Here is a 25,192-nt window from a genome sequence, read left to right on the forward strand (position 1 = left end):
TCCAAAAGAAAACAGTGTGCCAAGAGCTTTAAGACGGATTCCACTCTCAAAATCCAGCATGCTGTCATCAAGCCTTGACATATTGGCTTGTATAGCCCCCACATCATAACCAATGACACCGCGGCGAAAATCAGAGCGCAAGCTTTTGGAAAGGTCGACAATGGCTTCAATTGCCTCAAGATCACCTCGTTCAGGCAAGTGATCAAATTCAAGTTGGAAGGAATTCCACCATGCACGCTCTGACCACGCGGGTGTAAAATGTACTGAGAGTCCAAGCCATTGAAGACCCATATCAATTGCCGCTACAGAGCCACGTATCCGCTGCCATTCAAGTCCTTGGTCAAGAAGATCATAGAGGTTTGGAACATAAGGGGTGAGTTCTTGTAAACCATATTCGTCAATTAAGAAGGGTAACCAAGAAGGGGGACGCGTGATCAATTTGGCACGCACAATATCTTCAAGAGCCCTTTTGACTTGCGGGGAAAGAGCCATGGCCCCAGCCAAACAGCGTTCAAACAAGCTTGAATTTGGGGGCAAAAGTGAGGAAAGCATCAATAAGCATCCCCCCGTAATGATAAAGTAATTTCCCCTAGTGCTACCGCCTCATGTGGAGCAACAAGAATATCTTCCTGTGGCTTTGTAACCTCCACATGGTGTACACCTTCAACCATGAGGCGGCTTAATATCCAACTTGAATATAGATCACGCCCAAGTCTGCCTGCACGCGCCCATTCTTCTCTTAAATTCTGCTCTGCCCTTTCTAAAAGCTGTTCTCGCTCACCGGGTAACAACCAAAGGTTAGCCGAAATATCAATCACCCGCTGGATGGCACTTTTGACCAAGAGGGTATCATTGGTCATTTTAACATGGGGGGCATCAAGGGCTGCTTGAACCTTGGCAATCAAAGCCTCATCGGCCACTCCTGAAGGGGCATCACTAAAAAGAGCCACATGAATAAGCGGGCTTTTGCCCACACGGTAAACAAAAGCATCTTTGACACGGATATCACTGGAGAGAGCAAAATATTGATAGCGGGGTGCTGTGCCCCCTGTAGAATGCCCTTGCCGGCTTAAACGAATGCGGCGGCGAAAACGCTCATCATCCTCATCTAAAAGGCGCGTGACCCCATGAAAATCCCCCAAATGGTCCAAACTTGTGCCATGCGCAAATTCGAGCAAATTATCCCGTGCCACTTCATTGATCCGCTGGCGCAACAGCAATTCTTCATAAGCAGCCGCTTGTAATTGAATGACCACGGGATCATAAGCGGTCTTTTCCACATTGTAAGGGATATGATGCGCCGCAAAAAGCTCAGTCAAACGCGTGATCTTTTGCTCTAAAATGGCTTCAACAGAAAGCTCTTCAATCACTTGTGGTAGCGAGCGTTGTGAAAGGGATAAATATTCAGGCTCTGCCATAGGAGACCTCTAGCGGAAATTGCCTCTCTTGCCCATGGGACCAATCCCCCAAATGCCCATCGGGATAAAAAATGCCCCTTAAAACAAAGTGGAATGTTCCCTCACGCGTTGCTTTGATTAAATCAATTCTCTGCAGCGAAAACCCAGGTTCTCCGCATTCTGGATCATCGAGCGCTTGCACAATTTCTTGATAAAGACGTAAAATCGTTGCAGGATTGGCATTGGCATCTTGGAAATCTTTGACACCACACCCATAATGGCGACGCAAGACCCGTGTTCCCACCCGTGTCATCAAACATTTATGAATGGATTGTTGGCAATGCGCAAAGCCATATAAGAGAGAGCCATCCTTTTCGCTCATCCCACAACGCATGATTTAAGCCCCCTTTGTTGTTTTTGTAAGAGATACGGTTGGAGCTGGTTTTTCAGCAATCTGACCAAGAAGAAGCGGATATTTTGCCGCCTCTTCACTTAAACGAATTTCCTCACCTTTCCCCGGTGAACGTTGACCTGCCACAAAATCGGCATTGGTTAAAATAACATAAGTTTTCTCACGCATCATAAAGCTCCTTTAAAGAGGACTAGAGGTTGTGGAGGTCCCCATTTTGACCCCACCATGTTTGTGGCTTGCTCCAACAGATTTTTGATTGTGCTTTAAATCTTCTGCTTCAATCTGCACACTGCCCGTTAATTCAACACGGGTTGATTGGTGACAAAGCATGAGCCCTTGTGCACTCAAACGGATTTGGTTTTCACCATGGGAGAGAATAAGTTCATCTTTAGTCATTCGCAGTGCACCACCTGCATAACAAAGCGCAAGCTCTTGCGGCGAGCGCGCCTGGTTTTGTGCATCGTCACTATAGCTATCGCGCACCACCAGAGACGCAGAGCCAATTTCGCCATGGGGGTTTAACAAGCGCACCGGATCACCAATGTTTAAAGGCATATTGCTTGAAACAGCACCAGCCGCTTCTTGTGCTTGTAGCCAAGGCGATAAAACTGCTTGACCATTGGCACTTTCACAAGAAAGTTTGACCCGCACCCTATGTCCATCAATTTGCGCCACCCGCCCCATCATGTGCTGGTTGGCAAGACAGCGTTCAAGCGCATCAAGGCGCTTCATGATTTGCCGAAAAGTCTCGCCCAACAAATGCGCATCATTCATGAACACACCTCATCATCACATGAGATCAATCCGGCTTTAAGTTGTCGTTTGTCTTCACCCGCAAAAATATCTTGTCCTAAATGATGCAAATCTTGATGCCATTCCACCACACTAATCGATACACCGCGCTGCTTAATCGCCGCAGAAATAATGGGGTCAATTGACACATCCTGCGGGGCGCTTACATGCGTTAACCCCCACAATTGTCCGCTATGGCATAAAACCCCTATCGCTTCTGCCAAAAGCCAACTGGAAACATCCCGTTCCTTGCCCGTGGTGATAATAAATGCCCCTAAATGAAGCTCTGCACTGATCTGACCAGAAGCAACAGAACTTAAGCGGCTTTCTAACACTGCAACACGTATTGCTGGCGCAACAAGCATTTGTGTTTCAAGTTCTTCCAAGTTAAAACGCCCAAATTGGCAGGCACAATCGCGCACATCCGGCAGAGCGCTTTTAAGGCTCCTTATCACCGCCTCACGAAACGCATTAATACGCCCTGCTTGTTTGACTGTTTGACTCATGAAAAGACCCTTCCCAGCCAATCTTCTGCTGCTTTGATAATTTCCACTTTATTGTGTTCTGAAAGCCCTAAATAGGGGCGCGCCGGCATGGTCACTTGAGGCACACAAACAAAGCGCTGTGCCTTGCTGCTTCTCAAGAAAAAGCGTAGGGTTTTGCCATTTTTCGGGCGAATAACCCCACCCAATTGATGAATCCGCGCATAAACCAACCCAGAGCCCACAATCACCTGTTCTGGTGAGGCTTTCATATCAATAGAGCGTGAGAGTGCCCCACTGGCATAAAGAATGGAGGTGCGAGCATGATTGTTTTTCCACTTTTCTCCTTGGGGAGAATTTTTTTCGCTTTGAATCCGCCGCCTTGTGCTTTCTTGGATGAGACGCCCAACCCCTTGTGCCAAAGTCCCCATCGAGCTATCAGCTCCCTTTTGCAAAAAGGATAAAGCCGCTTCAAGCCCGCTCTCTTTAATCTCAATATGGGTTGAAACAGACATGTTATCTTCCCATCAAACGCGGCTTAGCATGGAAAAAAGCCCCATCACGCACGGGACCATCTTCGCTCATAATTTTAGGCTCATCTATGCCTAAACCCGCTTTGCCTTCCGCAATGCGTTTCAAGAGTTCAACCGCCTGTTTGTAACGATCTTCAATGGTCGTGGTCAGTGCCGTATGGCGTATGGCTAAATTATAAACAGCAATATTGACACAGATCATGCCAAGAGCCGCCGGCTGTCCAGCAATGGGGACCAAGTAGCGATGAGAGAGATGCACATCAATCTCACCGCTTGCTTGGTTTAGAGCAAGGGCAATGGCTTGATCGAAAAGCATTGGATCAGCCTCATCATCAAAAGCACATAAGTCTTTCAAGAAATCATCACCCCAGAGCTCTTCAATCAATGTTTTGCTTGCATACGCCATTAGTCTTTTCCTTAAACAACATCTTGCAGCAATACACCGGCATCTTTTGCGGCAACCAATTCGCACACCCGTTCACCCACACGCACCCGTTTACCACCCGATAAACCAATATCTGGATCAGAGATCACCCCAGAGATACGCTCGCCCAATTGAGCACTAAAGCCCCAACTGATGACCGAACCATCCGCCTGTTGCTTGGTGGGATCAATATAAAGCAGAGCAATCTTATTGCCCCAAACGCGCGCCAATTGCGCCGTACGCCCTTTGCGAGCTAAATTCACTTGCGATTCACCAATGAGTAAACGATCGGGGTGTATTTCCATCAGATCAGCAAATTGCGCTTTGGTCACAAAACCATCAGCAGTGCCACCCCCCTTAACGGCTTTGATGATTTTGGGATGACGTTTGAGTTTTGACCAAACAACTTTACCCATCACAATGGTGTTGGGCGTATAGACGAGAGCCTTATCCTTCGCCTCATCTAAGGTGGCATAAGGGTCTGATTTGTCATAATCACTGAATTTATCCTCACCCTTAAGCGTCATCACCCGCTCTGGTGCATAATTTTTATTGTTTTGCACAAGTTCTGCAACACGCACTTCACGCCCCAATTCCAGCAAATTGGCAAGCCCCTCTACAGCGGTCTTTTCAGGGTTATAACGAGAGCGCTTTTCTGCCCGTGCGCGGGCTGCTGCTTCAATATCTGAATTGGGAATAAGGTCATCAAGCCCGTAATCTCTCACACTGGCTTCCCGTTCAAAGGCAGAAAATTCCACCACATTCGGGCGTCCTTTCCGTCCAATTTCAAGCTCAGGGACCGTAAAACTTTCCGCGAGCGGAAATTCACTATATTTAAACACTTCACTTAAAACACAAACACGGGGCAAAACTTTATCGCCAATAAGAGAACCTGCTGGATTGCGATACCCAATAGCAATAGCGGTAAGGGTTGGATCAATGGGAAAAGGTCTGTTCATCATAAGCCTCGATTAATTAATTTTAAAAGAAATAACATCACCAGCAGAACCATCACTCATGGCAATGCCAATGGTGCGGTCTGCGGCTTCTGCCTTAATAGCCTGCCCCTTGGGGTCAGAGGTTAAAAAGTCACCAAAGGAAACATTGCCTCCACAAACCACTTCGCCCCAACCGCATTGAGCAACATCGATCATTTCGCCAGCCTTTGCTTTACAAGAGCCGGCAGTGCCTAATAATTTATCAGCCTTCCCAGTAGCCGTTGCCACCATTCCATCACTGCGCGCTGCAACAATAAAATAAGGAGAGATCTCTGCTGCAGTGCGAAAAGATTTAATCAAAATCGTCGTACTCATGATTGGCGTTCCTTTTGTTCAGAAATATAATCAACCGCTTGGCTAATGGTGATGTCGAAGCCTTGTGCTTTCTGCTCTTGTTGATAATGGCGTGCAGCAAGTGCAATATCTTCTGGCGCAAGCTGATGTTCTTGCACCAAGGCACATGTTTCTAAAGGGCTTGTCGATGCGAGAACGGGCAATTTCTCAACCAAAGTTTGAAAATGTTCCATGCCCCCTTCAAGGGTACAAAGGGCACGATATTCTTCACGCGCAGCCGGCAAAATCTTGCCCTCTTCAATCGCTTTGTCTAAAAGACCCTCAATCGTCGCCTTTTTTTGCTCTTCCCGCAAAAGTGCTAAATCTTCTCGCGCTTTTGTTAATTGAGCATTTAATTCCACCCGTTCTTTTTCACGTGTTGCAATGCTTGCTAAAATTTCTGCAGGTTTTGCATCTTCTGCCAGCTCCAAAGCACTGGCAATGGCTGTTAAATCCATCATTTTCTCCGTCAAGGTTGTTGGGGACACCACAAGAGGTATCAAAGGGGGGGTTAAAGGGTGTTCACGGCTTAAAGCCGTCATCACAAGGGCAGGACGGTTCACCAGCCCTGCCCCTGCCAAACTTAAAATCTCACCATTTTTAGAATGACGAAACTCAGGGGAAAGATAGCGATATTCCCGCCCTACAATCTTTTTAGCTGCCATATCGGTCCATTTAACCCGACCCCAAATCGCACCATCCCGCTCTGCGAGTTCTTCAATCCAGCCGCTTGCCGGCGCTTCCAAGCCGTTCCTCGCTCTGTGATGTTGACCATGCTCATAATCAATCACAAGCGGTCCTTTATTGGCTGCAAAAGCCTTTAAAATCCTTTGTGGGTCATAATGCCATTCCCGTCCATCACGCGCCTTCACATTTGGCGCTTTGGGCAACAACTGCACCCATTCCGGTGCTTGGCTAACGGTGCCGTCTTGGCATAAAACGTCTGGGCAAAGATCTATGAACGCGGCATGAAATATCTCGTCATGACATCCTTCAGCATGCCCATCTTCTTGATCTTCGTGAAATTCCTGTTCCATACATTGCCTATTGCTTTACAATTATCATTGGCAATACAATGCACGAAATCCCCTTCAACTCATAAGCCTGACAGTGTCAGTCAAAAGAGCACTTCTTAAAAAAAGCACTTTTTTTCCCTCTTATAGCCTGTAAGAGAAACCCCAATACCAAACCCTCTCATAAAATCGTTTTCAAAGGCACTTCAAAGGCGATAGAGCGCCGTTAGAGATCTTAAGGTACAAATTATCGTCTTAATACAAAAAGCCTCTCTCAAAACGCGTTTTTTTTAAAGATTGCTTTTGAATGTTTAAACTGTTAGATTACCCGCGAGGCGTGAGCCAGTTATACCAGGACGGTTTTACCGGACCTGCGAGGAGTTGACCGCCCTCCACGCCTTCTCATTTTCCTCGCCTCTTTTCCGTTAAAATCATAGGACTTTCTTCCTGTTGTTCTCTTTATAACAACCTCTCGCCCTTCTTTTCAGCAACATGTAACAAACGTTGAATTTCTCTGAAGCTCTTTTTATGCATGGAGGTCAGCCACCATTCTTGTTTGCTTGCTACCCATTTGACCACAAAGCGCCACCACGCCCCACCACTTTCACCAAAAAACAAAACACTCGGCACATCTTTGCGTCTGATGATACCATAGGGTTTTATGAAGGTTTGAATGGCACCACGAAAATCCTCCAAGTAAAGAGACCGCGCTTGATGCTCTAACAAAATATGTTTCACACTGTCTGAAGATAAACGAATAAGAGAATTGTCCCCACCAAAAACATCACGCACCTTTTCTATCATTGGGGCTATGGGAAGAAATCCACGAGGCATATGTCCTTCAAACATCGCTTCCAAAAGCGGTGAGCCCACAATATCTTCAATAGCAATGCGTTTGCGATTGTCCCCCATTAGGGAAATTTTATCACTTAAAAAATTGCTTAAATTTTGCGCGCGATGTTTCCCGGGGTTAGAATGCCATCCAGGATCAATGCCTACGGGTATCTTTTCAACAAGCCCCGTCCGCTTATTGCGCCAAACCCGCGTCTCCACATGGGGTGGTGCTGCCCCCTCTTCATAGCCTAAATTGTCTGCCTCATAACGGCTTACCTGCCGCACACTGCATTTACATCGCCAGCCATTGGGGGGATAAAGCCAATCCCAAATGGGATCATCAACCGGTGCCGTAAAACCCACCCAACTTTCATGTTCTAAACGCTTATGTTCTGAACTCGACAACGCATAGGTCAGATAAGGCAAAAACTCTTTATTATTTTGTGTACGTTCCCATTCACCTGCCGCATGGGCACTCATGGTATTGGCCCAATAGACCGTTTCTAAACGCCGCGGGCTGCCCAATTGCACCACACTTTTTTCACCCGTTTTCGGGTCAATGCTGGTCTTTTTCCCCCACCAGCCCTTTTCCTGTAAAATCGGCATCAAATTTTTTTGAAAATCCTGAAAAGGAACTTGATGCTTGATAGCGTCTCCAACCGCTTGTTTAAAATCCTCTAAAATGTCATAGCCTACTGATTTTGCCACCGTAAAGGAAAAGGCATGCTCTTCTGGTGCTATATCCCGCCAATCAAAGCTTGGAACAATATTTTTGGCGGCAAAATAACGGGTGACCTCTTTGGGTGCTGTTTTAAAAAGTTCCTCATCCATGATACCCCAGTCCCCGCGCAATCATTTGCACCTTTGCCAAGCGTGCTGCCAAAGCATGATGATCCATCTCGCCCAACAATTCATCTAAGCCTTTGAGGATATCCTCATAACTTTTAGCCTCTCTCACAAGCTTTTTAAAAGGCTCTAAAAGGGGTTCTAAATCCTCTTCCCAGTCACTTAAAGCCTCACTCGAAAGCCGATCCAATTCGTCGTGATGTTTTCCACTCTGCTCTTTTCCACTCTTACCCTCTCTTGTCACAGAAACATCAAAAGCCCCCCCACAATCAGCACAAACATGAGCTTTTTGTTGCCCCGCACCATCCTCTTGTCCCCTCTCATCATCAGGCGCATTATCAGGAGCCTTTAAAACATCTTCTTCCCTTTTTGGTTGCGAAAAGCCAATCTTATTGCGTACTTCTTGCGCCCCAACACGCAATCCTAGAGGCACAAGTTTTTCTAAAGCATCACTAATCGCTTTAATATCTTCATTTTCCGAAATCGGCCAATAGACAAGGGGGTAGCGCTCTTGGCGCCCAAAATTAATCTCAACAAAAGGTACAATCAAATCACGATTAGCTGTCAAAGCCAATTGCCGTGCATCAGCTCTGGCAATATCATGGCGCACATTTTCATGGATGCGGGCTTGCGAAAAAGACGCCCCATCATCCGTCGTCATGGTTTGCCCCAACACCCCTTTAGAGATCTGTCGATCTAAATATTCCGCCTTTGCGGCAAAAACCGCATTGCCACTGCCTCCTGCCGCTTCAATAAACTCAATCTCCATCTCTTTGGGAATAATCGCCGCCGCATCACTGGATAAATCACGTACCGCTTGAATAAGAACCCGCCGCTCTGCTTCAGAAGAGCTCGCACCATATTTACCTACACGCAAAGGCATGCCATAAACTTCTAAGAAAGCCATCCAATCTTTCAAGGTATAAGACTTAAACAAAAATGCCCAAGCCGCAAGTCTGGCAAGCCCAGAACGGATTGGCAATCCACTTTTTAACTTTGGTCTGTGAATGGAAAATTTATAAGCAGGCAGTTCACTTCCGTGCAAAGATCCCTCTTCTTTTAAACGCAAATGAAAACCGTCTCGCCTATCCAATTGAAAAAACCGCTGATCACGCCACCTCCATGCAACCGGCCACCATTCTTTGGCACTCTTATCCCACAAGGTTTCAACAACCGCATAGCCTTTGCCCAAGGCATCTAACAAATCCGCCACATAATCATCAACAAAAGTAGGCGCGCTAATCACTTCGCGCACCGCATCGGCTATTCTTTTATCCTGTGCACTGTTGCTTGCCGCAATCACCCCAGGCTCCACCCCCGTGAGGGCATTTTTACGCATGCCAAGCACCGCACGATAATGCAAATCACGCTCTTCCATATCATCCGCGAGTTGGAAAAACTGCTCTGGATGCCCCCGTGCTGCCTGTTGCAAAATATCGGCAAGTTGAAGAGGGGTGAGACCACTGACAATGGTTTGTGACCATACATCACGAACACCACCAATGCTTGGGCTTGCCACTTCCCGTTCCAATCCCTTTATATGAAGCGCCCTACCCCATTGATCAACCAGTTTTACCATCTCACAATTCCCTTAATAAATCTTTGATCGCATCGTTGAAACAAAAGCGGGTGAAAAGAGCGGACTTTCATCAAAGCTATAAACCTCTCTCACAGGCGTATATTCGTAAATTTCCGGCGTCTGGCGGCTAGCAAAATAAGCCAAAGCGCAAGCAATAGCACTATCCCCATGGCGCATAAAACCATCACTGCCTTTAAAACGATGATTGTCTGGAATTTTCACAATGCCATTGACATAAGCAAGTGCTTGATGATCCGCCACAATATCACTATCGCGCGGCAAAACAATAGACCCATCCCCAAAGGCTTCCAAATAAGCCGGCATTTCTTTGCCATACCAACTTTGCGACAATTGTACTTCCCTCACACACGCCCCATAACGCTGCGCTGCTTTTTCGGCTAAATAAGCCCCATTGCCCCGCGCATCTAACGCGCCCCCTAACAAACGTGGCAATCCACTAACCCCATAAAATAAAATCTCTCTTTGTTGATCAAACGGCATATTGCGCAATTCCACCATAAACCGTACACGGCGTACCAAATCTTGTCCCACTTCCATCACCACAATCGAGGTGGCATCGCCTGAACGCGCAAAATCAACGCCAAAAACATGTTGGCGCCGCCGATCAAGCCGAACATGCAGAGGCTTTACATGCTTCTCACACCAAGAAAACGCCACTTGACTTCGTTGATCATCCGATTGGTTCTTAAACTGATCTACACAAGCAAAACGCAACACCGCAATATCTGGTACACAACAATTTTCAATCTGCAAGCGCGTTAAAGCTGCCCCTTCTTGATCAGCCGGTATAGCATCCAATTCTTGCCGCATAGCACTCAAACGCACCCCATAAGAAGCACGGATCTGCTCTTCCCATTGTTGTTCTGCTTCCCTACTCCACCCCTCCCCCTTCATGGCGCAAACCCGTTTAAACAAGCCATTTTTAACAGCCTCACCAAAGGGGTAACGATGCAGAGAAAAAGGAACTTTGCCTGCACGCGCCTCACGGATCAGTTCATTGAAAGGATTAAGCACCCCATTGTGTGTTGAGATCACACGGATTTTACCGCCCCAAATCAACAAGGCATTCACCGCATCCAAAACAGCGCGCACATCTTGATGAAACGCTGCCTCATCAATCACCACAATGCCCTGTAGTCCGCGAATATTTTCAGGGCGGCTTGAAAGCGCTTCAATGCGAAACCCCGAAGCAAAGCGTACCCGATAAGCAGAGATATATTTTGTCGACCCATCCTCTTTTTGATCTGGAAATAAAAATTCTTCCACATCCCCACTGTGGCTGGTAAGTACTCTCGCAAAATTGCTCACATAGCCAATAAATTCACGCCCCTTTTCTTTGGTATCACCAATGTAAAAAACATTATCGCCCCCCGCCTTAAACGTTGCCGCCGCAATCAGCGTATCATCTAGAGCCTCTGCAAAAGTAATGCCGGTCCGGCGCCCTTTCTCAACCAACTTTAAGGGAGATTTATCCTCAATCCATGCCCGTTGATGCGCCATCAAAACCCCTTCAGCTAAGGGATCTTTCTCTTTTGGAAAAGCACTTGTCTGCCAAAGATCAAAACCCAACCGATCACCATTTGCATCATTGTTTAAAGGAGTCTGTTCAAAAGCCTCACACCCTTCAACCATGTTTTATCCCCAACACTTGCGCACGAATAGCCCTTGCCGTCTCTTCTGAGAGCCCCGCTGCTGCCGCTGCTACATCAACCGCTTTACTTGCCTTACTTGTAAAATCCTTCTCTAATCTTTGCCGTCTGGTCGTAGATAAATGTTCAGCAGCCAAAACCCCTTTAAGCGCATTAGCCAACTCTTGGGCAGCCTTTGGCGAAAGGCTTTTCCCACTGCTTAACGTGGAAAAAATAAGCTCTTTAATCGCTGCAGCTGTTAACAGAGTAATATTATCAGAAGCTTTGGCATCAAAGCGCTGAGAGAGGCTTGCTGCTATTTCACGCGTTTGTTCTAAGCGCCGTGACATCACCGCGAGCCGCAAAGAATAACGATTAAAACTGGAAAAAGAGGGAATAGAAAAATTGAGACCCATTTCTTTTTTTAAAGCCTTCAAAGCTGCTTTAAACTCATCATAAATGGCTTTTTGCGTCTTTTCACGCCCATTTAAAGCTTCAGCCGCCTCTGCAATAATTTGATCACAAGCTTGTGGCAATAAATCAATCGCCGTTAAGCGTCCACGCCCGACCTTGCGCATCCCTCACCTCGTCTTTTATCGATGAACGTTTGGGGCGCTTAATCCCTTCAATGGAAAAACTACGATCTAAATGACGCGCCCCCCGTTCTGTTAAAGCTACAAGCAAAACAGACCCCACACATTTTAATGTAACAGCGCCTTGATCTTCCATAAAAGCCAGTTCATTGTGCACAAAATCGCGATCACGCCGAATACCATAACTGTATAAAAGCCGCTCAATCATCGCACTCGATAACGTTTCGCTCCGCTCACAAGCAAGCCCTTTTAAAATAATCAACCGCGCTTCTTCACGGATGATTTTATCCATATCTGCTTTCATTTCTTGGCATTCTCCAGTAAAAACTCTTGCAAGCGCTCACCTATGGCTGCCACCGGTTGTAATTGCGCAGAAAGCGTGTTGAGACGACCATCTAAGCGTTCCAGATTCACTTCCAACCTTTGCAAAGCATCACGATCTGGCAAAAAATCCATCTCTGTTTCTAATTTTTGCACACGCTCTTTAAGCGCAACGATATCTTTCAGCATTTCCTTAGCGCCAGAAGAAAAATAAGCTCTCAAAACACCACAAATCGCAACAACCGATAAAAGCAAAGACAACCAACCATTGGCCACACTAATATCCAAATTCACGAACCCCTCCTTGACTTCATTAAAATGGCTTTGACAGCTGCTCGTCTGTGCTGTTCGCAGATCAATAAAGCAGCACGATCACGGCTCCAATAATGCACCACTTCGCGTGCATTCAAAGCGCGTTCGGGCAACAAAGAAGGGCGGGCACACACCATGCGAACAACAGGCGGCAATTCAACCGATAAAAACTGATAAGCAAAACTATCCCTTGGCTTGGGTGTTGAGCAAGCGCACACGCTCAAGCCCAATGCCACCGCCAGTAGTTGGCAATACTGCATTGACCTCCTCCATTTTTGTAAGCCTTTGTCTTAAAGCAGAAATCACCCCTTGTGCTTGCAGCTCTGCTCTTTGTGCTGCCTCTCTTTGCTGTTGCTGCTCAAACTCTGCTTGTAGGGAAATCTTGGCAATTTCTAAGCGCCAATACACATCACGCGCTTTTTCTGCTTTTAAAACTTGCCCCTTCATCCAACCAAACAACATGAAAAGGAAAAGCGCAAAAAAAAGCACCCCAAAAGACAGCTTTAAAGAAGGATTAAACATTCACCTTCACCCCCTCCATAACCCATCATTGCACCCGTATTTCCCGCTCTCAGGAGGATTAAAACGCTTTCTATTGGAAAAATCCAAAGAACCAAAACCGCGATGCACTCCCAAATTCCCAACAATAATTGCCACCATCGAAGGAATAGAAATCGCCGCCATATCAACAATACGGGGTGCTCCAAACAAACCTCCCAAAATGAGCAAAAAAATAACCCCCCAAGCAAACCAAAAGGACCACCATAAATAACGCCGAGACCCCCGATACGATGGCTTCATGACGTCACCTCGCATGAAAGCCCCAAAAGCTTTTTGGCCTGATTAAGATACGTTAAACGCTGAACAAGACCATTTTTCCCACCATTAATCGCTTTGGTAATTCTAAGCAAATCATCTTGATCTGCTAACTTATTCAAGCCGTTCCTCTGCCAAAACCAAATGGCAGACCAAAGCGCTGCCGGAAATTTTTCCAGCACTTCTGGAAAAGCTTCACAATCAACCGCTTGTTCATCGACTAAGCCCCAAAACTTGCTAAAACGGCGATAATTATTACGCCCCGTCAATTGGATCAAACCACGCCCCTTAAAGCGCACACCATCACCAGGGTTGACATTGCCTAAATCACGCCGTCCTTCATAAGCGCGCCCTGAGGCATATTCACAAAGGGTAAAAAAGCCATCACTCTCATGGGCACATTGGCTTAAAAAATGTGCAATACGCAAAGGTGTCGTGAGTGCCCCATAAGACAAAACTTCAGGCAAGAAACGTGCCATCTCAACAATAATATAATCTTGGCGCGCATGATGCGCCAATTTAGGCGCAAGTTGATGAAGAAAAGAAGCATCTATTGAAATCATAAAAAAACCGCTCAATGAATAAAATTCATTCGCAGTTTATGAAATCTCACCCCTCCAATATAAGCCTGACACTGTCAGTCAAATATCACAACACTCATAAAGTTCTGGAAATAACAAACCTTGGGGTTCTCGTGAAGAAATTCTCTTCTTTAAGCGATAAGCTGTGCGCACATGCATACCAGAAACCGCAGCCGCTGCATCCACCGACCAGCCTTTTTGCAAGGCTTTGACCATTTTTTGCCGACGTTCAGCATCTCTACCAAGGGGGATAAGAAGGCGCACACCAGAACCATTAAAACAAAAATACTTGATCAATTGCTCCGCCTCTTCAAACCCAACAATTTCAATCAACCAATCCGCATTCTCAAGACGCCCAGGGATATAAACTTCTCGCCCGCCAAAAGCCCGCATCATATTCCATGCTGCCTCACTGCCCGCAACAGCGGCTATTTCACGCAATAAGGCAGGAAAATCGCTATAGACTTCCTCGTGCATGCATGCTTACCCCTCGCTTTTAACACCTTGACGAATAATCCGCCCCCAAACATTCATCACTTCTATAAAATCGCCCCCACTCATCTCGCCCAAAGCTTTACCACTTAACGCCACAACACTTTGATGAAAAGCCCCAAGGTCAAATACAACATCGGGATTCAAACGCTTCCATTGGGCACGCAAAATTAAATATCCTGGCATCTTTTGCCAGGAATCTTGAATCTTTTTCCCCTTCCAGTCAACCCCACCCTCACGCTGCAACCAGCTTTTCAACGCCTCAATAGCTCTACACGCATCATCGCTATCGCGTAAAAAGCGAATATGATCAATCCCTGTCTGTCTTTTGACAAAACGCACCAAGGCTTGATCTGAACGATCACGAATGATGCCAAGATTCCACCCTGCAATCCATAAAGCTTGAAGCTTTTTGGCATATTTGCCCTCTAAAAGCTTAGCTTTTGGTTGAAAACCACACGCGCGCATCTCATCCATCACCAAACGCTTCTCTAAAACACTCAAATCTTTTGCCGAGTACTTGCCTGTCAGACGATAAAGCAGTGCGCGATAGGTCTCATCATCAAGACCTAACGCGCGTTTGCTCATATGAATAGCCGCTAAAGACATGGTTTCCCTCACGTCTTAGCCATATCAAGGGTCACCGCACGCCAAGGACTTTCTAATGTGTCTCGTTCATAAAAACGCACATATTCCTTAGAGGTCGTCACACGGATGGCTTCACGGATTGCCCGCATTGCTTCTCTCCAGCGGGGATCACTGATATCCAAGCGCAACAGCATAAAAATTTCGCCCCGATTCACCTTGCCTTCCTTATCCGTATTAAAAGCACGCGTAATAATCGCACGGATTTCAGGGCGCGCATCCGCAGACCATTCATTCAAACACTCATCAAGAAGGCTTTTGGCAATTTGCAATTGCGGTCCAAAATCAAAGCTTTCTTGTACCTGCACCTTAATACGCTGCAAACCATCAAAACTTGTGTAAGTACAATTGCCCTTTTTACCACGCCGCGCTACACCATATTCTTGCGCAAGCAAATTATCAAAATCACTCAAATCCGCAATCGTATGGTTGTTAAAACGCGCAATCCTTGCCGATAACTCCTTCGCATACCCCATAACCTTCCGCACCGTCTCATCTTCCAGCAAATCCGCAGGGCGGATCATATCCACCGGCACCAAAGCCCCTTTCGCATCCTTCATATAATGCGTGCCTTCAAGTTCAATCTGTTTATTCATCGCAAAACTCCTCCTTCTTTTCCTGAAAACGACGAAACGGCAAAACTTCACCTGAATGAGGCGCACATCCCGCTTTCAATTGCCAACGACACCGCATAAGTTCATGTCCTAAAATGTGGTTATAGCCCGCTAAGCGCCGTAAATAATCATTCAATTCTCTCACATCTTGTCCATGCAAAAAAATCCCATTCAGTTCATGCTTCAAAAAGCCAGAGCGCAAAGCAATCAAGCAATCTCTCACCATATAAGGGTTCCGTTCCATCATTTTCCGCCTCCAAAATCCATATAAATCACACGATTGCTCTTATCCGCATCAGTGCTGTCACACTCACTCAAAACTTCTGAAACTTGGGCTTCCAAAACTGCACCCGCTTCACCCAAACGGTGAACACTCAACTCCAATTCAAGCGATAATGCCAAATCCACACACAATTTAAGTTCTTGGCTAATATCCAAACCGCATTGATAATCATCATAAAGACCAACAAGCGTATCGGATAATTCCTTAGGGCTTAAGCTCATCATGCCAATTCCTCCACATTACGGTTTTTCCATGCGGCTTTGACATGTTTAAGCGTCACCTCACTCTCATCCCCAAGGGCTGCCATGCGCGCCAACATCATGGTTTTATCAATCTGCCGTAAAGCCCCAGCTTTCAAACCAATACCGGTCAAAAACTTTATCGCCCCAGCATCTTCAATCCCCCAATCGTGAATGCGCGCCGCAATATCCTCACTATAAGGTTTGCGACGTTTCAAATGCATCGCCAAACGACTTTTAATTTGTGCATAAGAAGGTCCATTTTGACGATGCACGAGACGCCCCGAAATCTCATCATTGCCAACCAAAGCAAGCCCCGTACCATTGATATCAACAAAATGACGTAACTGATTAATCGCCTCATCCGTTAAATTTTGCGCCTCATCAACGATCAACAATGTTCCACCACCCACACGCTCTAATCTCTTGCCAATGGCACGGGTTAAGCGGGTGGGATTATATTCCACCACGTCCAATTCTGCTGCCATATCATTCAAAATACCATGAACACTGCGTGTATGCGGGCTTGCTGTGACCAGATAAACATGCGGGCGGGTGGCGCGGTAATGGCGGCAAGTTTCCGTTTTGCCACTGCCCGCATCAAGGGTAATCATCACCATATCCCCCGTACTTTGTGCCAGTGTTAACGTGTCAATGATTTCACAAGCTATACGGTTCTTTTGAAATGCAGGCTTTTCAGGGATCATCTCCAAAAGCCCTGCCGTTTCTTTTAACGCTTCAACCCATTGTTGAACTTTGGCATTTTGCTTGCCCAATTGCCCCGCATAACTGCCCGCATACCACTGCGAAAAGGTGCCATCCGGCATACCTATGCGCCGCGCTACTTCTGCTTTAGTCCAGCCATTCGTCCGTCCTAAAGCGCGCACGGAATCCACAAGCGCATCCCATAAAGCAATATCATCACTATTGCGGTTTTGTGCTGTCCCATCGGGCTGTTTTTTGGTCGCTCCCAAGGATTTTTATCAACGGTTGCATTTATCGTGTACTTCATATATATTCCCCTTTCGTATTGATTTAGACATCGACAAGGGGAAGGGCTAAAATCTTGCCCCTTGTCTTTTGTCTTCAATGAACATTTAAAGCCGTACGCGATACTAAAACGGCTAACCTGACAAATCCCCCTCTCTTTCTTACACATCGGGGAACTTGCTAATTTCAAGGCTTCGCGCTCAAATCAAGGCAAAAACACCTGAAAACTTAATTGTATTGATTTAAAATATTGAAATGGATTAAGACTTCTCCTCCCCCCTTTCTTTGTTAACGCTTCAAGCTGGTACGCGATACAAAACCAGCCCCCCTTATAGGCACTCTTATAAGTCCCCCCCTCTCTTTTCTTATCTTCTAGGAAACTTAATCACTTCATGCGCCTCACTTGAAGCGCTAAGGCGCCTTAAAGCTTGGTGCAAATGTTGACTAAACTCTCCGGAATCCAAAGCCTCATCATCCCCTAAAACTGCATCATGAGCCTTTAAAGCCAGATTCCCCGCATTCTTTGGCATCAAACGGCTCACCTTTGGGGAAACAGGACGCTTGGACTTTGCATCATCACCCCTCCTTGCAACTTTTGCATAAACATCCGCCAACTGATCCGGCGCAAGCTTTGCCGCCAACTGCTTTTCTGCTTTAACAGCCTTCACATATTCTTTACGCAAACGCCCATTCAAACGCGCCGCCTGCTGGTCGTAAAAACCCACATCCGCAAGGCAAGGCGCCAAACAAAGCAACTGATTATTCAAATCATAAACCCGTAAATCTTGATGCAAATTATCCGAGTCAAAGCGTACAATCACCTTTTGCCCCGCATAGCTATTCAACGCCCGCGCCCAATAACGATTGCCATAAAAATGAATCTCACCTGTCCCCTTTTGCGTACGCAACGCCTCTGAAGTCAAAAGCCATAAAGCCCTCTGAGCTGCACTTGCTTGCCGAACAATCGTCCCCTCGGCTTGCAAACTCTCAGTAAAGGTCTCATCAAAACTGCGCCCCGCACATGTCAGCGCCTTGCGTCCTTCTTGCGCATTATGCGCCACAATCTGCGCCCCAACATGGGTTTTAAATTCTTCCAATTCCATCGCGCGCTTGCCATAATCTTCAGGCTTTGCATCCGGTTTATTACCCGTATAAGCCCCCGCACATAACGGGTGTTTTGAAATCGCCTCTGCCAAATCACGCCATGCCCGCTCAATCGGTTTAGACTGTCCGCTATAAGGGGTCGTCCATTGCAATTGAATACCCAAACTGGTCAAAAGACCCTGCGGTTCATCCGCCTTAATCTTAAAACGAAAGCGGTTTTGCACGCCTCCAGAAATCCATTTGCTGGTAAAAGCACGCCCATTATCCAAAGTCATGCGCTCTGGTATTCCATAAGCCTCCACCATATCCCCAATCACCAAACGTACGATTTCCCAAGTCTCAGCATCCGATAAGCGCCACGATAAAATCTTGCCTGAATAAAGGTCTTGAATGGCAATCAGATAAAGCCGCACAGGCTTTTCTGTCCAAGGAACACGCACAAAAACATCCAACTTATGCCCGTCCATATTCACCGCTTCCATTGCATGCAAGGCACGCCGATCACGCCGTTGTGCGGGATAAAGCTTTTTTGCCTTCTCCTCGCCCTCACGCGCTAACGCTACAACCGCCTTGGAAACTTGCGCCTTAAAACGACGGCGTAACGCCCGCTCTGAAGGGATCGGCGCCCAACCTTTCTCCCGCGCAACCCCAACCATCCGCCGATAACATGCCGAAAATGCAGGACGTGAAGGGCGTAAATAGTCCGAACATAAAACCTCAAAAGCCTCTTCATGACAGGGTGCAAACGGCGAAACAGTCTCCTCACCATAACAAGGCGCAAGCGCTGCCAACCAATCAGGGCGCTCATACCCTTCAACCATCTGCCGCCAATTAAAAAGCGACATCCGGCTAACCCCAAATTGCACCGCGCACAAACTTGCTGCATCATGCACCCCCATACCAGCATGGAGTAAGTCCTCCATATAACAAAGTGCCTTCAAACGCTGTTCACAACGGCTTTTATGCACCTTTGAAAGCCCTTCATAACGCGCCCAAAGCGCTTCTTTTTGTCTCTTTTCCTCTGCCTTGCGCAAAACATCAACACTCCCCGCCCGCAACAACAACGCCGCCCGCGCTCCCTCCGGCAATAAAGAAATGTGAATCTCCACAACAGGACGAGAAACGCCTTTAACTTTACGTATCAATTCACTTTGATGACGCCATGTGGTCGCCAAAATTTTACGCAATCCGCCCTTACTTTGCGGCAATCCTGGCAAAGCCGCCTTGGCTAATTCAGCAATACTAAACCACTCTTTCATGGCTGCCCCCTTTTAATGCGAACCGGAACCGCACGCATGGCTTTCAACCGCGCCGCAATCTCACGCTGTTCCTGCTGCAATCGTGCAATTTCTGCCAAACGTGCTTCATCCCCTTGCAACAACAGCAAACCATCTTCACTCACCACCTCATCCCAAAGCCAAAAGGCGCCAGTTGCCCGCACAAAAGCTTTAAAGCGCGGCAAGGAAATATCCACCTGCTTACTTTCCGCTACATAAGCATCCAAACTCGCCTTACTCAAACAACCAATGCCTAAATAATGTGCCATACGCTCTGCAATCTCACTGCGCTCATAGCGGCATTCACGCAAAGCCCGCGCCATCGCCCGCTTAATGCGTGAGCGAAACCGCCCTAAATCAATCTGCGCAACAGGTTCACGACAGGGGAAAACCGGACGTTGAAAAAAATCAAGTTGATGAGAACCACGCGTCTTCATGCCTGCTCCTCCCCCGATTGCTTGTTCAAATAAGCATAAAACCGCGCCCGTGTCTGTGCATCCGCTCTCTGCCATACCCCCAACAATTGAGCAAAAACCCGTTCCTGCTCATTAACTTTCGGGGGTATATTAATCCCATTGACCAAATCAACAGCCCGCCGTAAATCCCCCTCAACCTGTTGCAAAGCAATCGCCACCCGTCGCTGCGCAACCGGCTCCATCTTTGCCAACTTCAACAACTGCGCTTGATTATCCGCCAAAGCAGTCCCCCGCAAAACAGACCGCAACTCCGGCTGTAAATGCTGAGCAATGCTGTTAAGACGTCTTACTGATTTTGAAGACAAACCAATACGGTCCGCCACATGTTCGGCAAAAGATAAAACTGTTCCTTGGCCACTATCTTTATCGGTATGAGAAATAGGGACAACTTGTCCTAATTTCTCATCACCGATCAAAGGATCAACTTGATCCTTTGATTTTTTATCCCCTTCACCCCCAGTTTCATTGTGCTCTGAAGAGCCATCATTTGGCAAAGGGACAACTTGTCCTTTTGCCACTTTGTCCTTTGTATATTGATTACCATGGTCCCCACCACGTTGAATCTCCCCATACTTCTTTTCCCACAATTCGCGATACGTCTGCACAAAAAGCGCACGGTCAATCACTGACAATTCATTGCGAAACAAATTCTCTGCAACCTCTAAAAGCGCAGCATTTTCTTTATCTGCCTGCACCACAACCGCTTCAATAGCGCTATACCCTAAAAGCTCCGCCGCCCGTAATCGATGCGCCCCCGCAATCAACGTATAATGCCCCTCTTTCGCATTGGGCGTATGGCGCACCGTAATCGGATTCATCAACCCTTCTCGTGCCATCGATTGGGCAAGCGCCTTGGCATGCTCATCATCAACAGGGCGTATACGCTCCGGTACAACAATCAAATCTAAAGAAATCTCTTGAAACCGTGCCATTATCCAACCGCCTTATCCATTTCTCGTAAAAACAAATCCATCGCACGCCCCGCCCATCTTCGATAAGCTTTCGCAAAAACTGGTTCCATTAACCGCCGATTAATCACTTGGAGTGACAGAGAAATAGAAGTCCGTTGCCGTTCTTGTATAGCGACAATACGCCGCCGTGGAACCTCAAACTGATAATGCAAAATATGAATAGCAATCTGTCGTGCTAATGCCGCATCAAATAAGCCATGCGGAGGGTCAATAATATATCGGATTGGTACATGCCTAAATCCACCACTCACTGCCTTAAAAGAACAGGAAAGCATAATTTGTAATCGTTCAACTTCGGAATAAGGATTAACGATATCGCGTCTGACATCTGGGGTCCATAAATTATAAGCCGCAACCATAACCACCCCCGATAAAGAAAACTTGACCACAAAAACCTAAAAAACAACCCATCCAATCGGCTGCTTGATGAGGCAACAGTGTGCAATCTTTCTTGTCTATTTTGTATTGATCTTTAGACATTGATAAACCTTTTTATCTTATGGTATCTAAATACATGGCAAATGCGCTAACACGCAGAGCCGTGTGACGAAGTTTAAGCAGCATTACCGCGCAAAGCAGAATGCGCACGCGAATCTGTATTGGCATGTTTTGCTGCTTTAAAAATGCGACGGCGACTTTTGGGGTAGCGGTCGCTAAAAACCTGCTCGACGGGCAAACCGATAAAATCGGCAATGGCGCGTTCGGCTTTCTCGTTAGACCGTGTCCAAATGTGTTGAACACTGGATGACGAGAGTTGATAAGCTTTCGCGAGCTCCGCCAAGGTCATGTTCCGGCGGCGTAGCTCAGCTAAAATACTATGGCGATCCCATACTTGAATGCATGTTTGTGTGGTTGTCATAAACTTTCGCTCCTGCTTAAAACGGATATTCCAACTATCCGTTTTTTGTGGGGTTAATTGTAAAATATCTGCCCTCTATAGCGGGCGGTAATTAGAGGTATAATGCCAAATTCGGCTTTTGTAAATACCGAAAATGGATTTGGAGTGATTTTTTTGGCACGACCTGAAAAAGAACCTGCAACAGAACTCGCAAAACGATTGCGTGAAATACGGCACACCCTTGGTTTTACGGAGCGCAAACAATTTGCTAAACATTTTGAAATCCCCGAAACGACTATGCGTAATTATGAAACGGGTTTGCAAGAACCCCCTGCATCTATAATGCGAATATATAAAGATCGCTGTGGAATATCCTTAGACTGGCTCGTCACTGGAGAAGGCGAAATGTTTACAGATATGGCAAAAGCAAAAGCAGCAGGTTTTAAAGCACCTACTATTCCTGCTGGTCTCATGAAAAAACTTGGTCGCATCGCTTATACAACCTATCGCGATGAAAATATAAAACTCCCCCCTGAAGATATAGCGGAACTCGCGGCGGAACTTTATAAAAAACTGCAAGAGCTGGTTCAAGACATCAACGACACGGAAGAAATAGAGCTTACCTTGCCTCTTCTAAAATTGCATTTAAAGCGCCAAATAGAAGCCGAAAGAGCACATCTAGAAACTACACAAGATACGGCTTAATGCCCCTTTAATATGAAAAATACAGGCGCGTTTCTCTTTACATTAAGAAACTTAAATAACGCATTGTTTTTAAATAATTATTTTTACAAAAAATAGAAACGCGCCATATGGCGCATATCTTTTTTGCTTTTTTGATCATTTTTGGCTGATTTTGCAATGCGCTTCACACTTTATCGGATTTTTTTCAAAGGCTTTTCAAAGGCGGTTTTCTGGGCTTTCACAGACTTTTTAAAAATCTTCAAAGGATTTTCAAAGACCTTTCAAAGCCTTTTCGCATTTTTACGCTCAAATTCCGATTTTCGCTCTTTTTAGCTCTTTTTTACAATTTTAGGTGTCAAAATCCAATTTGACAAAACACGCATTTAATGCTAAATTTTATACATAAAAACAATAAATTATCACGTATTCCTATCTAATCCCACCTCTTCCCACTTAGTACAAAACCTAGTGTCAAACTACACTGTGCATCAATGCATCCCTTTCAAAAGATTTTAAAAAAACTTTCTCAAAGAATAAAGAACATTAAAGGGAAATATCCATAGCACACAAAAAGCTGTTGGTTTCTCACATCATGGTCGAGATTCAGAATCAAAATGCCTTGATGTTAGAAATTTTCTTGTAAAGTCACTAAAACTCAATCTAGAAAATAAAGTATTCATGGTAAAAAATGTGCATAAAAGAATGAATTATCATGCATTCCTATCTCATTCGTCCTGTTCCCCCAGTAAAAAGCTACTCTTAAACTATACTGAGACAGCATATGATTTATAATATTGTGGATGCTCTCAAATACAAGAATTGTCGTGATATTTTGAATTGATGAAAGAATGATGACGCTAGCTTGCACCTTCCTAAGCTTAAAGATGGTGCCACACAAAAGACTTTGCGGATTCTGTATTATTCTGCGCGTCTTGCTTGAATATGTGCTAATAACCCTAATGTTGAACTATCGCGCTTATTTGCTTTGTTTTCTCCACGCAGTATCGGTAACAGTTCATTTGCTAATTCTTTACCAAGTTCTACACCCCATTGATCAAATGAATTAATGTTCATCAAAATACCTTCAACAAAAATGCGATGCTCATAAAGTGCAATGAGACGACCAAGCGCAAAAGGTGTCAACAAATCCTGAACCAATATAATATTGGGACGGTTTCCCTCAAAACTTCTATGAGGCGCTAAATTATCTGCTTCATGCTCACTCATACCATTTTTTAACAGGATACGCCGAGTATCTTCAACACTGCGTCCTTTCATGAGAGCCTTTGATTGCGCTAAACAGTTCGCTACCAACATTTCATGCATAGAATGTAAATTTTGCTCATGCCCTTTTACAAATAAAATAAATTCTACAGGAATAACATCTGTTCCTTGATGCAGAAGCTGAAAAAAAGCATGTTGACCATTTGTCCCTGAATCCCCCCAAACAACCGGACAACTTGAAAAATTTAATGGTTTGCCATCCAAAGAAACACGCTTACCATTTGATTCCATATCAAGCTGTTGTAAATAAGCTGGAAAATGCCCCAAACGCTGTGCATAAGGAATGATAGCACGTGATGTATAACCACAAATAACACGATGCCAAAACCCTAAAAGAGCAAATCGAATAGGAATGTTTTCATGCAACGACGCCATTTTAAAATGTTGGTCCATTTGTAGCGCGCCCTTGAGAAATTGGCGAAAATTCTGCCCCCCTATTGCTAACATCACAACAAGACCAATGGCAGACCAAATTGAATAACGCCCTCCAACCCAATCCCAAAATCGAAAAACTCTTGCAAAATCTATGTCAAATTTCGCCACTTTATCAAGAGCACTAGAAACAGCAACAAAATGTCTACCAACAGCCTTTTCTCCTAAATGTGAACGAATCCATTGACGCGCAACTTGAGCATTTGCAATCATTTCTGCTGTTGTAAAGGTCTTAGAAGCAATGACAAACAGTGTCGTTGCCGGATTCAAAACAGAGAGAATATCAGAAATGTGTGCACTGTCAGCATTAGAAACAAAATGGCAATGTGGACCATCATGATAAGGTTTCAAAGCACGTGTAACCATCGCAGGTCCAAGATCAGAGCCACCAATACCAATGTTAACAATATCACTTATCTTCTCGCCACTGCCCCCCTTATAGCTGCCATTACGTACTTCTTTAGAAAATTTTTCCATATCATGAAGAACAGCCTGAATATCCTGAACCAAATCATGGTTACCCAACATGAAAACTTCATCAGCAGGCAAACGTAATGCAACATGAAGAACTGAGCGTTTTTCCGTTGTATTAATGGATTGACCGGAAAACATTGCTTCACGCCTGCCTAATACATCTGCTGCAACAGCTAAATCATCTAGCAGTTGTAATGTTTTTAACGTCACACCACATTTTGAAAAATCAAAAAGGAGATCATCAAGCCTTAAAGAAAAACGGGAAAAACGTTGCGAATCTTCTAAAAAATGTCTACGGACATTACATACACCATCCTTTGTGGCATGTTCTCTTAAAGCTTGCAAAGCTGTCTCAAAAGCTTTTTTATTTTGAATCAATAAGCCATCTCCCATGGTCTTATTCCCCATTATAACAGGCAATGAAATTTATATACAAACAATAACAAAACAGAGAGCGCCTCCTTATATTGTTAG

At 45.6% G+C, this 25,192-nt stretch carries 34 protein-coding genes and 1 pseudogene; 1 reads left to right on the forward strand and 34 read right to left on the reverse strand.

Going from position 1 to position 25,192, the window contains the following annotated elements; genetic code table 11:
* The 33 genes and pseudogenes from BN202_RS03235 to BN202_RS03390 all read right to left on the reverse strand — a co-directional run.
* The coding region (locus tag BN202_RS03235) for a phage tail protein (RefSeq protein WP_019219097.1) at positions 1-552 on the reverse strand (552 nt) is incomplete at its 3' end.
* Entirely contained in the window at positions 552-1,418 is an 867-nt protein-coding gene (locus tag BN202_RS03240) for a baseplate J/gp47 family protein (protein ID WP_019219098.1), read from the reverse strand. The genes BN202_RS03235 and BN202_RS03240, both read right to left, overlap by 1 nt.
* Complete coding sequence (locus BN202_RS03245) at positions 1,405-1,791, reverse strand: GPW/gp25 family protein (RefSeq protein WP_019219099.1); 387 nt, start codon at positions 1,789-1,791, stop codon at positions 1,405-1,407. Before BN202_RS03245 ends, BN202_RS03240 begins: the two co-directional genes overlap by 14 nt.
* Positions 1,792-1,794: 3 nt before the next feature.
* A complete protein-coding gene (locus BN202_RS03250) occupies positions 1,795-1,977 on the reverse strand; it encodes a hypothetical protein (protein WP_019219100.1) in 183 nt (60 codons plus the stop codon).
* Between the two features lie 12 nt (positions 1,978-1,989).
* On the reverse strand, positions 1,990-2,583 hold the full coding sequence (locus BN202_RS03255) for a phage baseplate assembly protein V (protein ID WP_019219101.1): 594 nt from the start codon (positions 2,581-2,583) through the stop codon (positions 1,990-1,992).
* Complete coding sequence (locus tag BN202_RS03260) at positions 2,580-3,107, reverse strand: hypothetical protein (protein ID WP_019219102.1); 528 nt, start codon at positions 3,105-3,107, stop codon at positions 2,580-2,582. The genes BN202_RS03255 and BN202_RS03260 overlap by 4 nt, the downstream gene beginning before the upstream one ends.
* Positions 3,104-3,598 (reverse strand): phage virion morphogenesis protein, encoded by a 495-nt coding sequence (locus tag BN202_RS03265; RefSeq protein ID WP_019219103.1) that lies wholly within the window; start codon positions 3,596-3,598, stop codon positions 3,104-3,106. The genes BN202_RS03260 and BN202_RS03265 overlap by 4 nt, the downstream gene beginning before the upstream one ends.
* Position 3,599: 1 nt before the next feature.
* Positions 3,600-4,022 (reverse strand): gp436 family protein, encoded by a 423-nt coding sequence (locus tag BN202_RS03270; RefSeq protein WP_019219104.1) that lies wholly within the window; start codon positions 4,020-4,022, stop codon positions 3,600-3,602.
* 11 nt (positions 4,023-4,033) lie between these two features.
* Complete coding sequence (locus tag BN202_RS03275) at positions 4,034-4,999, reverse strand: major capsid protein (RefSeq protein WP_034987178.1); 966 nt, start codon at positions 4,997-4,999, stop codon at positions 4,034-4,036.
* A 12-nt stretch (positions 5,000-5,011) separates the two neighbouring features.
* Positions 5,012-5,353: a DUF2190 family protein gene (locus BN202_RS03280; protein WP_019219106.1), complete on the reverse strand. Its 342-nt coding sequence runs from the start codon at positions 5,351-5,353 to the stop codon at positions 5,012-5,014.
* On the reverse strand, positions 5,350-6,408 hold the full coding sequence (locus BN202_RS03285; protein WP_019219107.1) for a phage protease: 1,059 nt from the start codon (positions 6,406-6,408) through the stop codon (positions 5,350-5,352). The genes BN202_RS03280 and BN202_RS03285 overlap by 4 nt, the downstream gene beginning before the upstream one ends.
* A gap of 435 nt (positions 6,409-6,843) precedes the next feature.
* On the reverse strand, positions 6,844-8,049 hold the full coding sequence (locus tag BN202_RS03290) for a phage minor head protein (protein ID WP_019219108.1): 1,206 nt from the start codon (positions 8,047-8,049) through the stop codon (positions 6,844-6,846).
* A complete protein-coding gene (locus BN202_RS03295) occupies positions 8,042-9,643 on the reverse strand; it encodes a DUF935 domain-containing protein (protein WP_019219109.1) in 1,602 nt (533 codons plus the stop codon). The genes BN202_RS03290 and BN202_RS03295 overlap by 8 nt, the downstream gene beginning before the upstream one ends.
* 12 nt (positions 9,644-9,655) lie before the next feature.
* Complete coding sequence (locus BN202_RS03300) at positions 9,656-11,296, reverse strand: hypothetical protein (RefSeq protein WP_019219110.1); 1,641 nt, start codon at positions 11,294-11,296, stop codon at positions 9,656-9,658.
* Positions 11,289-11,870 (reverse strand): phage protein Gp27 family protein, encoded by a 582-nt coding sequence (locus BN202_RS03305; RefSeq protein ID WP_019219111.1) that lies wholly within the window; start codon positions 11,868-11,870, stop codon positions 11,289-11,291. Before BN202_RS03305 ends, BN202_RS03300 begins: the two co-directional genes overlap by 8 nt.
* Positions 11,833-12,189: a VpaChn25_0724 family phage protein gene (locus BN202_RS03310; protein ID WP_019219112.1), complete on the reverse strand. Its 357-nt coding sequence runs from the start codon at positions 12,187-12,189 to the stop codon at positions 11,833-11,835. The genes BN202_RS03305 and BN202_RS03310 overlap by 38 nt, the downstream gene beginning before the upstream one ends.
* Positions 12,186-12,500: a DUF2730 family protein gene (locus BN202_RS03315; RefSeq protein ID WP_019219113.1), complete on the reverse strand. Its 315-nt coding sequence runs from the start codon at positions 12,498-12,500 to the stop codon at positions 12,186-12,188. Before BN202_RS03315 ends, BN202_RS03310 begins: the two co-directional genes overlap by 4 nt.
* Positions 12,497-12,736, reverse strand: coding sequence for a hypothetical protein (locus BN202_RS03320; RefSeq protein ID WP_034987182.1), 240 nt, complete (start codon positions 12,734-12,736; stop codon positions 12,497-12,499). The genes BN202_RS03315 and BN202_RS03320 overlap by 4 nt, the downstream gene beginning before the upstream one ends.
* Positions 12,702-13,040: a hypothetical protein gene (locus BN202_RS03325; RefSeq protein WP_019219115.1), complete on the reverse strand. Its 339-nt coding sequence runs from the start codon at positions 13,038-13,040 to the stop codon at positions 12,702-12,704. The genes BN202_RS03320 and BN202_RS03325 overlap by 35 nt, the downstream gene beginning before the upstream one ends.
* A 6-nt stretch (positions 13,041-13,046) precedes the next feature.
* Positions 13,047-13,319, reverse strand: coding sequence for a hypothetical protein (locus tag BN202_RS03330; protein ID WP_019219116.1), 273 nt, complete (start codon positions 13,317-13,319; stop codon positions 13,047-13,049).
* A complete protein-coding gene (locus tag BN202_RS03335) occupies positions 13,316-13,897 on the reverse strand; it encodes a glycoside hydrolase family 19 protein (protein WP_019219117.1) in 582 nt (193 codons plus the stop codon). The genes BN202_RS03330 and BN202_RS03335 overlap by 4 nt, the downstream gene beginning before the upstream one ends.
* A 78-nt stretch (positions 13,898-13,975) precedes the next feature.
* Positions 13,976-14,392: a helix-turn-helix domain-containing protein gene (locus BN202_RS03340; RefSeq protein ID WP_019219118.1), complete on the reverse strand. Its 417-nt coding sequence runs from the start codon at positions 14,390-14,392 to the stop codon at positions 13,976-13,978.
* 6 nt (positions 14,393-14,398) lie between these two features.
* Positions 14,399-15,016, reverse strand: coding sequence for a phage protein GemA/Gp16 family protein (locus BN202_RS03345; RefSeq protein WP_019219119.1), 618 nt, complete (start codon positions 15,014-15,016; stop codon positions 14,399-14,401).
* Positions 15,017-15,024: 8 nt separating this feature from the next.
* Complete coding sequence (locus BN202_RS03350; RefSeq protein ID WP_019219120.1) at positions 15,025-15,648, reverse strand: DUF3164 family protein; 624 nt, start codon at positions 15,646-15,648, stop codon at positions 15,025-15,027.
* Positions 15,641-15,910, reverse strand: coding sequence for a hypothetical protein (locus BN202_RS03355; protein WP_034987188.1), 270 nt, complete (start codon positions 15,908-15,910; stop codon positions 15,641-15,643). The genes BN202_RS03350 and BN202_RS03355 overlap by 8 nt, the downstream gene beginning before the upstream one ends.
* Positions 15,910-16,173 carry a hypothetical protein gene (locus BN202_RS03360; protein WP_019219122.1) on the reverse strand — a complete coding sequence of 88 codons (264 nt, stop codon included), beginning with the start codon at positions 16,171-16,173 and terminating at the stop codon, positions 15,910-15,912. Before BN202_RS03360 ends, BN202_RS03355 begins: the two co-directional genes overlap by 1 nt.
* A pseudogene (locus BN202_RS03365) lies at positions 16,170-17,200 on the reverse strand (AAA family ATPase). The gene BN202_RS03360 and the pseudogene BN202_RS03365 overlap by 4 nt, the downstream one beginning before the upstream one ends.
* Before the next feature lie 343 nt (positions 17,201-17,543).
* Positions 17,544-19,541, reverse strand: coding sequence for a transposase domain-containing protein (locus BN202_RS03370; RefSeq protein WP_019219123.1), 1,998 nt, complete (start codon positions 19,539-19,541; stop codon positions 17,544-17,546).
* Positions 19,538-19,996: a hypothetical protein gene (locus tag BN202_RS03375; protein ID WP_019219124.1), complete on the reverse strand. Its 459-nt coding sequence runs from the start codon at positions 19,994-19,996 to the stop codon at positions 19,538-19,540. Before BN202_RS03375 ends, BN202_RS03370 begins: the two co-directional genes overlap by 4 nt.
* Complete coding sequence (locus BN202_RS03380; protein WP_019219125.1) at positions 19,993-20,967, reverse strand: ParB/RepB/Spo0J family partition protein; 975 nt, start codon at positions 20,965-20,967, stop codon at positions 19,993-19,995. Before BN202_RS03380 ends, BN202_RS03375 begins: the two co-directional genes overlap by 4 nt.
* Positions 20,967-21,365 (reverse strand): hypothetical protein, encoded by a 399-nt coding sequence (locus tag BN202_RS03385; RefSeq protein WP_019219126.1) that lies wholly within the window; start codon positions 21,363-21,365, stop codon positions 20,967-20,969. Before BN202_RS03385 ends, BN202_RS03380 begins: the two co-directional genes overlap by 1 nt.
* Positions 21,349-21,486 (reverse strand): hypothetical protein, encoded by a 138-nt coding sequence (locus BN202_RS09905; protein WP_019219127.1) that lies wholly within the window; start codon positions 21,484-21,486, stop codon positions 21,349-21,351. The genes BN202_RS03385 and BN202_RS09905 overlap by 17 nt, the downstream gene beginning before the upstream one ends.
* Before the next feature lie 73 nt (positions 21,487-21,559).
* Positions 21,560-21,865 carry a helix-turn-helix domain-containing protein gene (locus tag BN202_RS03390; protein ID WP_005864619.1) on the reverse strand — a complete coding sequence of 102 codons (306 nt, stop codon included), beginning with the start codon at positions 21,863-21,865 and terminating at the stop codon, positions 21,560-21,562.
* A gap of 153 nt (positions 21,866-22,018) precedes the next feature.
* Between BN202_RS03390 and BN202_RS03395 the strand changes: the two genes are divergently transcribed.
* Entirely contained in the window at positions 22,019-22,549 is a 531-nt protein-coding gene (locus tag BN202_RS03395; protein ID WP_034987401.1) for a helix-turn-helix domain-containing protein, read from the forward strand.
* Between the two features lie 897 nt (positions 22,550-23,446).
* Here BN202_RS03395 and pgi read toward each other — a convergent pair.
* The gene (gene pgi, locus BN202_RS03400) at positions 23,447-25,111 is read right to left on the reverse strand and encodes a glucose-6-phosphate isomerase (protein ID WP_019219129.1); all 1,665 of its coding nucleotides are present in this window, start codon (positions 25,109-25,111) and stop codon (positions 23,447-23,449) included.
* Between the last annotated feature and the right edge of the window lie 81 nt (positions 25,112-25,192).

Source organism: Bartonella florencae, from assembly GCF_000312525.1.
In the GTDB taxonomy this organism is placed as follows: Bacteria; Pseudomonadota; Alphaproteobacteria; order Rhizobiales; family Rhizobiaceae; genus Bartonella; species Bartonella florencae.

Bases quoted from the DNA above. Each gene is read 5' to 3' on its own strand.
- BN202_RS03335 (WP_019219117.1), bottom strand. From the start codon at position 13,897: ATGATTTCAATAGATGCTTCTTTTCTTCATCAACTTGCGCCTAAATTG.
- BN202_RS03295 (WP_019219109.1), bottom strand. From the start codon at position 9,643: ATGGTAAAACTGGTTGATCAATGGGGTAGGGCGCTTCATATAAAGGGA.
- BN202_RS09905 (WP_019219127.1), bottom strand. From the start codon at position 21,486: ATGTCTAAAGATCAATACAAAATAGACAAGAAAGATTGCACACTGTTG.
- BN202_RS03375 (WP_019219124.1), bottom strand. From the start codon at position 19,996: ATGAAGACGCGTGGTTCTCATCAACTTGATTTTTTTCAACGTCCGGTT.
- BN202_RS03370 (WP_019219123.1), bottom strand. From the start codon at position 19,541: ATGAAAGAGTGGTTTAGTATTGCTGAATTAGCCAAGGCGGCTTTGCCA.
- BN202_RS03330 (WP_019219116.1), bottom strand. From the start codon at position 13,319: ATGAAGCCATCGTATCGGGGGTCTCGGCGTTATTTATGGTGGTCCTTT.
- BN202_RS03265 (WP_019219103.1), bottom strand. From the start codon at position 3,598: ATGTCTGTTTCAACCCATATTGAGATTAAAGAGAGCGGGCTTGAAGCG.
- BN202_RS03260 (WP_019219102.1), bottom strand. From the start codon at position 3,107: ATGAGTCAAACAGTCAAACAAGCAGGGCGTATTAATGCGTTTCGTGAG.
- BN202_RS03355 (WP_034987188.1), bottom strand. From the start codon at position 15,910: ATGGAACGGAACCCTTATATGGTGAGAGATTGCTTGATTGCTTTGCGC.
- BN202_RS03280 (WP_019219106.1), bottom strand. From the start codon at position 5,353: ATGAGTACGACGATTTTGATTAAATCTTTTCGCACTGCAGCAGAGATC.
- BN202_RS03290 (WP_019219108.1), bottom strand. From the start codon at position 8,049: ATGGATGAGGAACTTTTTAAAACAGCACCCAAAGAGGTCACCCGTTAT.
- BN202_RS03305 (WP_019219111.1), bottom strand. From the start codon at position 11,870: ATGCGCAAGGTCGGGCGTGGACGCTTAACGGCGATTGATTTATTGCCA.
- BN202_RS03325 (WP_019219115.1), bottom strand. From the start codon at position 13,040: ATGTTTAATCCTTCTTTAAAGCTGTCTTTTGGGGTGCTTTTTTTTGCG.
- pgi (WP_019219129.1), bottom strand. From the start codon at position 25,111: ATGGGAGATGGCTTATTGATTCAAAATAAAAAAGCTTTTGAGACAGCT.
- BN202_RS03245 (WP_019219099.1), bottom strand. From the start codon at position 1,791: ATGCGTTGTGGGATGAGCGAAAAGGATGGCTCTCTCTTATATGGCTTT.
- BN202_RS03255 (WP_019219101.1), bottom strand. From the start codon at position 2,583: ATGAATGATGCGCATTTGTTGGGCGAGACTTTTCGGCAAATCATGAAG.
- BN202_RS03250 (WP_019219100.1), bottom strand. From the start codon at position 1,977: ATGCGTGAGAAAACTTATGTTATTTTAACCAATGCCGATTTTGTGGCA.
- BN202_RS03270 (WP_019219104.1), bottom strand. From the start codon at position 4,022: ATGGCGTATGCAAGCAAAACATTGATTGAAGAGCTCTGGGGTGATGAT.
- BN202_RS03240 (WP_019219098.1), bottom strand. From the start codon at position 1,418: ATGGCAGAGCCTGAATATTTATCCCTTTCACAACGCTCGCTACCACAA.
- BN202_RS03310 (WP_019219112.1), bottom strand. From the start codon at position 12,189: ATGAAAGCAGATATGGATAAAATCATCCGTGAAGAAGCGCGGTTGATT.
- BN202_RS03380 (WP_019219125.1), bottom strand. From the start codon at position 20,967: ATGGCACGGTTTCAAGAGATTTCTTTAGATTTGATTGTTGTACCGGAG.
- BN202_RS03340 (WP_019219118.1), bottom strand. From the start codon at position 14,392: ATGCACGAGGAAGTCTATAGCGATTTTCCTGCCTTATTGCGTGAAATA.
- BN202_RS03360 (WP_019219122.1), bottom strand. From the start codon at position 16,173: ATGATGAGCTTAAGCCCTAAGGAATTATCCGATACGCTTGTTGGTCTT.
- BN202_RS03390 (WP_005864619.1), bottom strand. From the start codon at position 21,865: ATGACAACCACACAAACATGCATTCAAGTATGGGATCGCCATAGTATT.
- BN202_RS03300 (WP_019219110.1), bottom strand. From the start codon at position 11,296: ATGGTTGAAGGGTGTGAGGCTTTTGAACAGACTCCTTTAAACAATGAT.
- BN202_RS03350 (WP_019219120.1), bottom strand. From the start codon at position 15,648: ATGAATAAACAGATTGAACTTGAAGGCACGCATTATATGAAGGATGCG.
- BN202_RS03385 (WP_019219126.1), bottom strand. From the start codon at position 21,365: ATGGTTGCGGCTTATAATTTATGGACCCCAGATGTCAGACGCGATATC.
- BN202_RS03285 (WP_019219107.1), bottom strand. From the start codon at position 6,408: ATGGAACAGGAATTTCACGAAGATCAAGAAGATGGGCATGCTGAAGGA.
- BN202_RS03345 (WP_019219119.1), bottom strand. From the start codon at position 15,016: ATGTCTTTAGCGGCTATTCATATGAGCAAACGCGCGTTAGGTCTTGAT.
- BN202_RS03275 (WP_034987178.1), bottom strand. From the start codon at position 4,999: ATGAACAGACCTTTTCCCATTGATCCAACCCTTACCGCTATTGCTATT.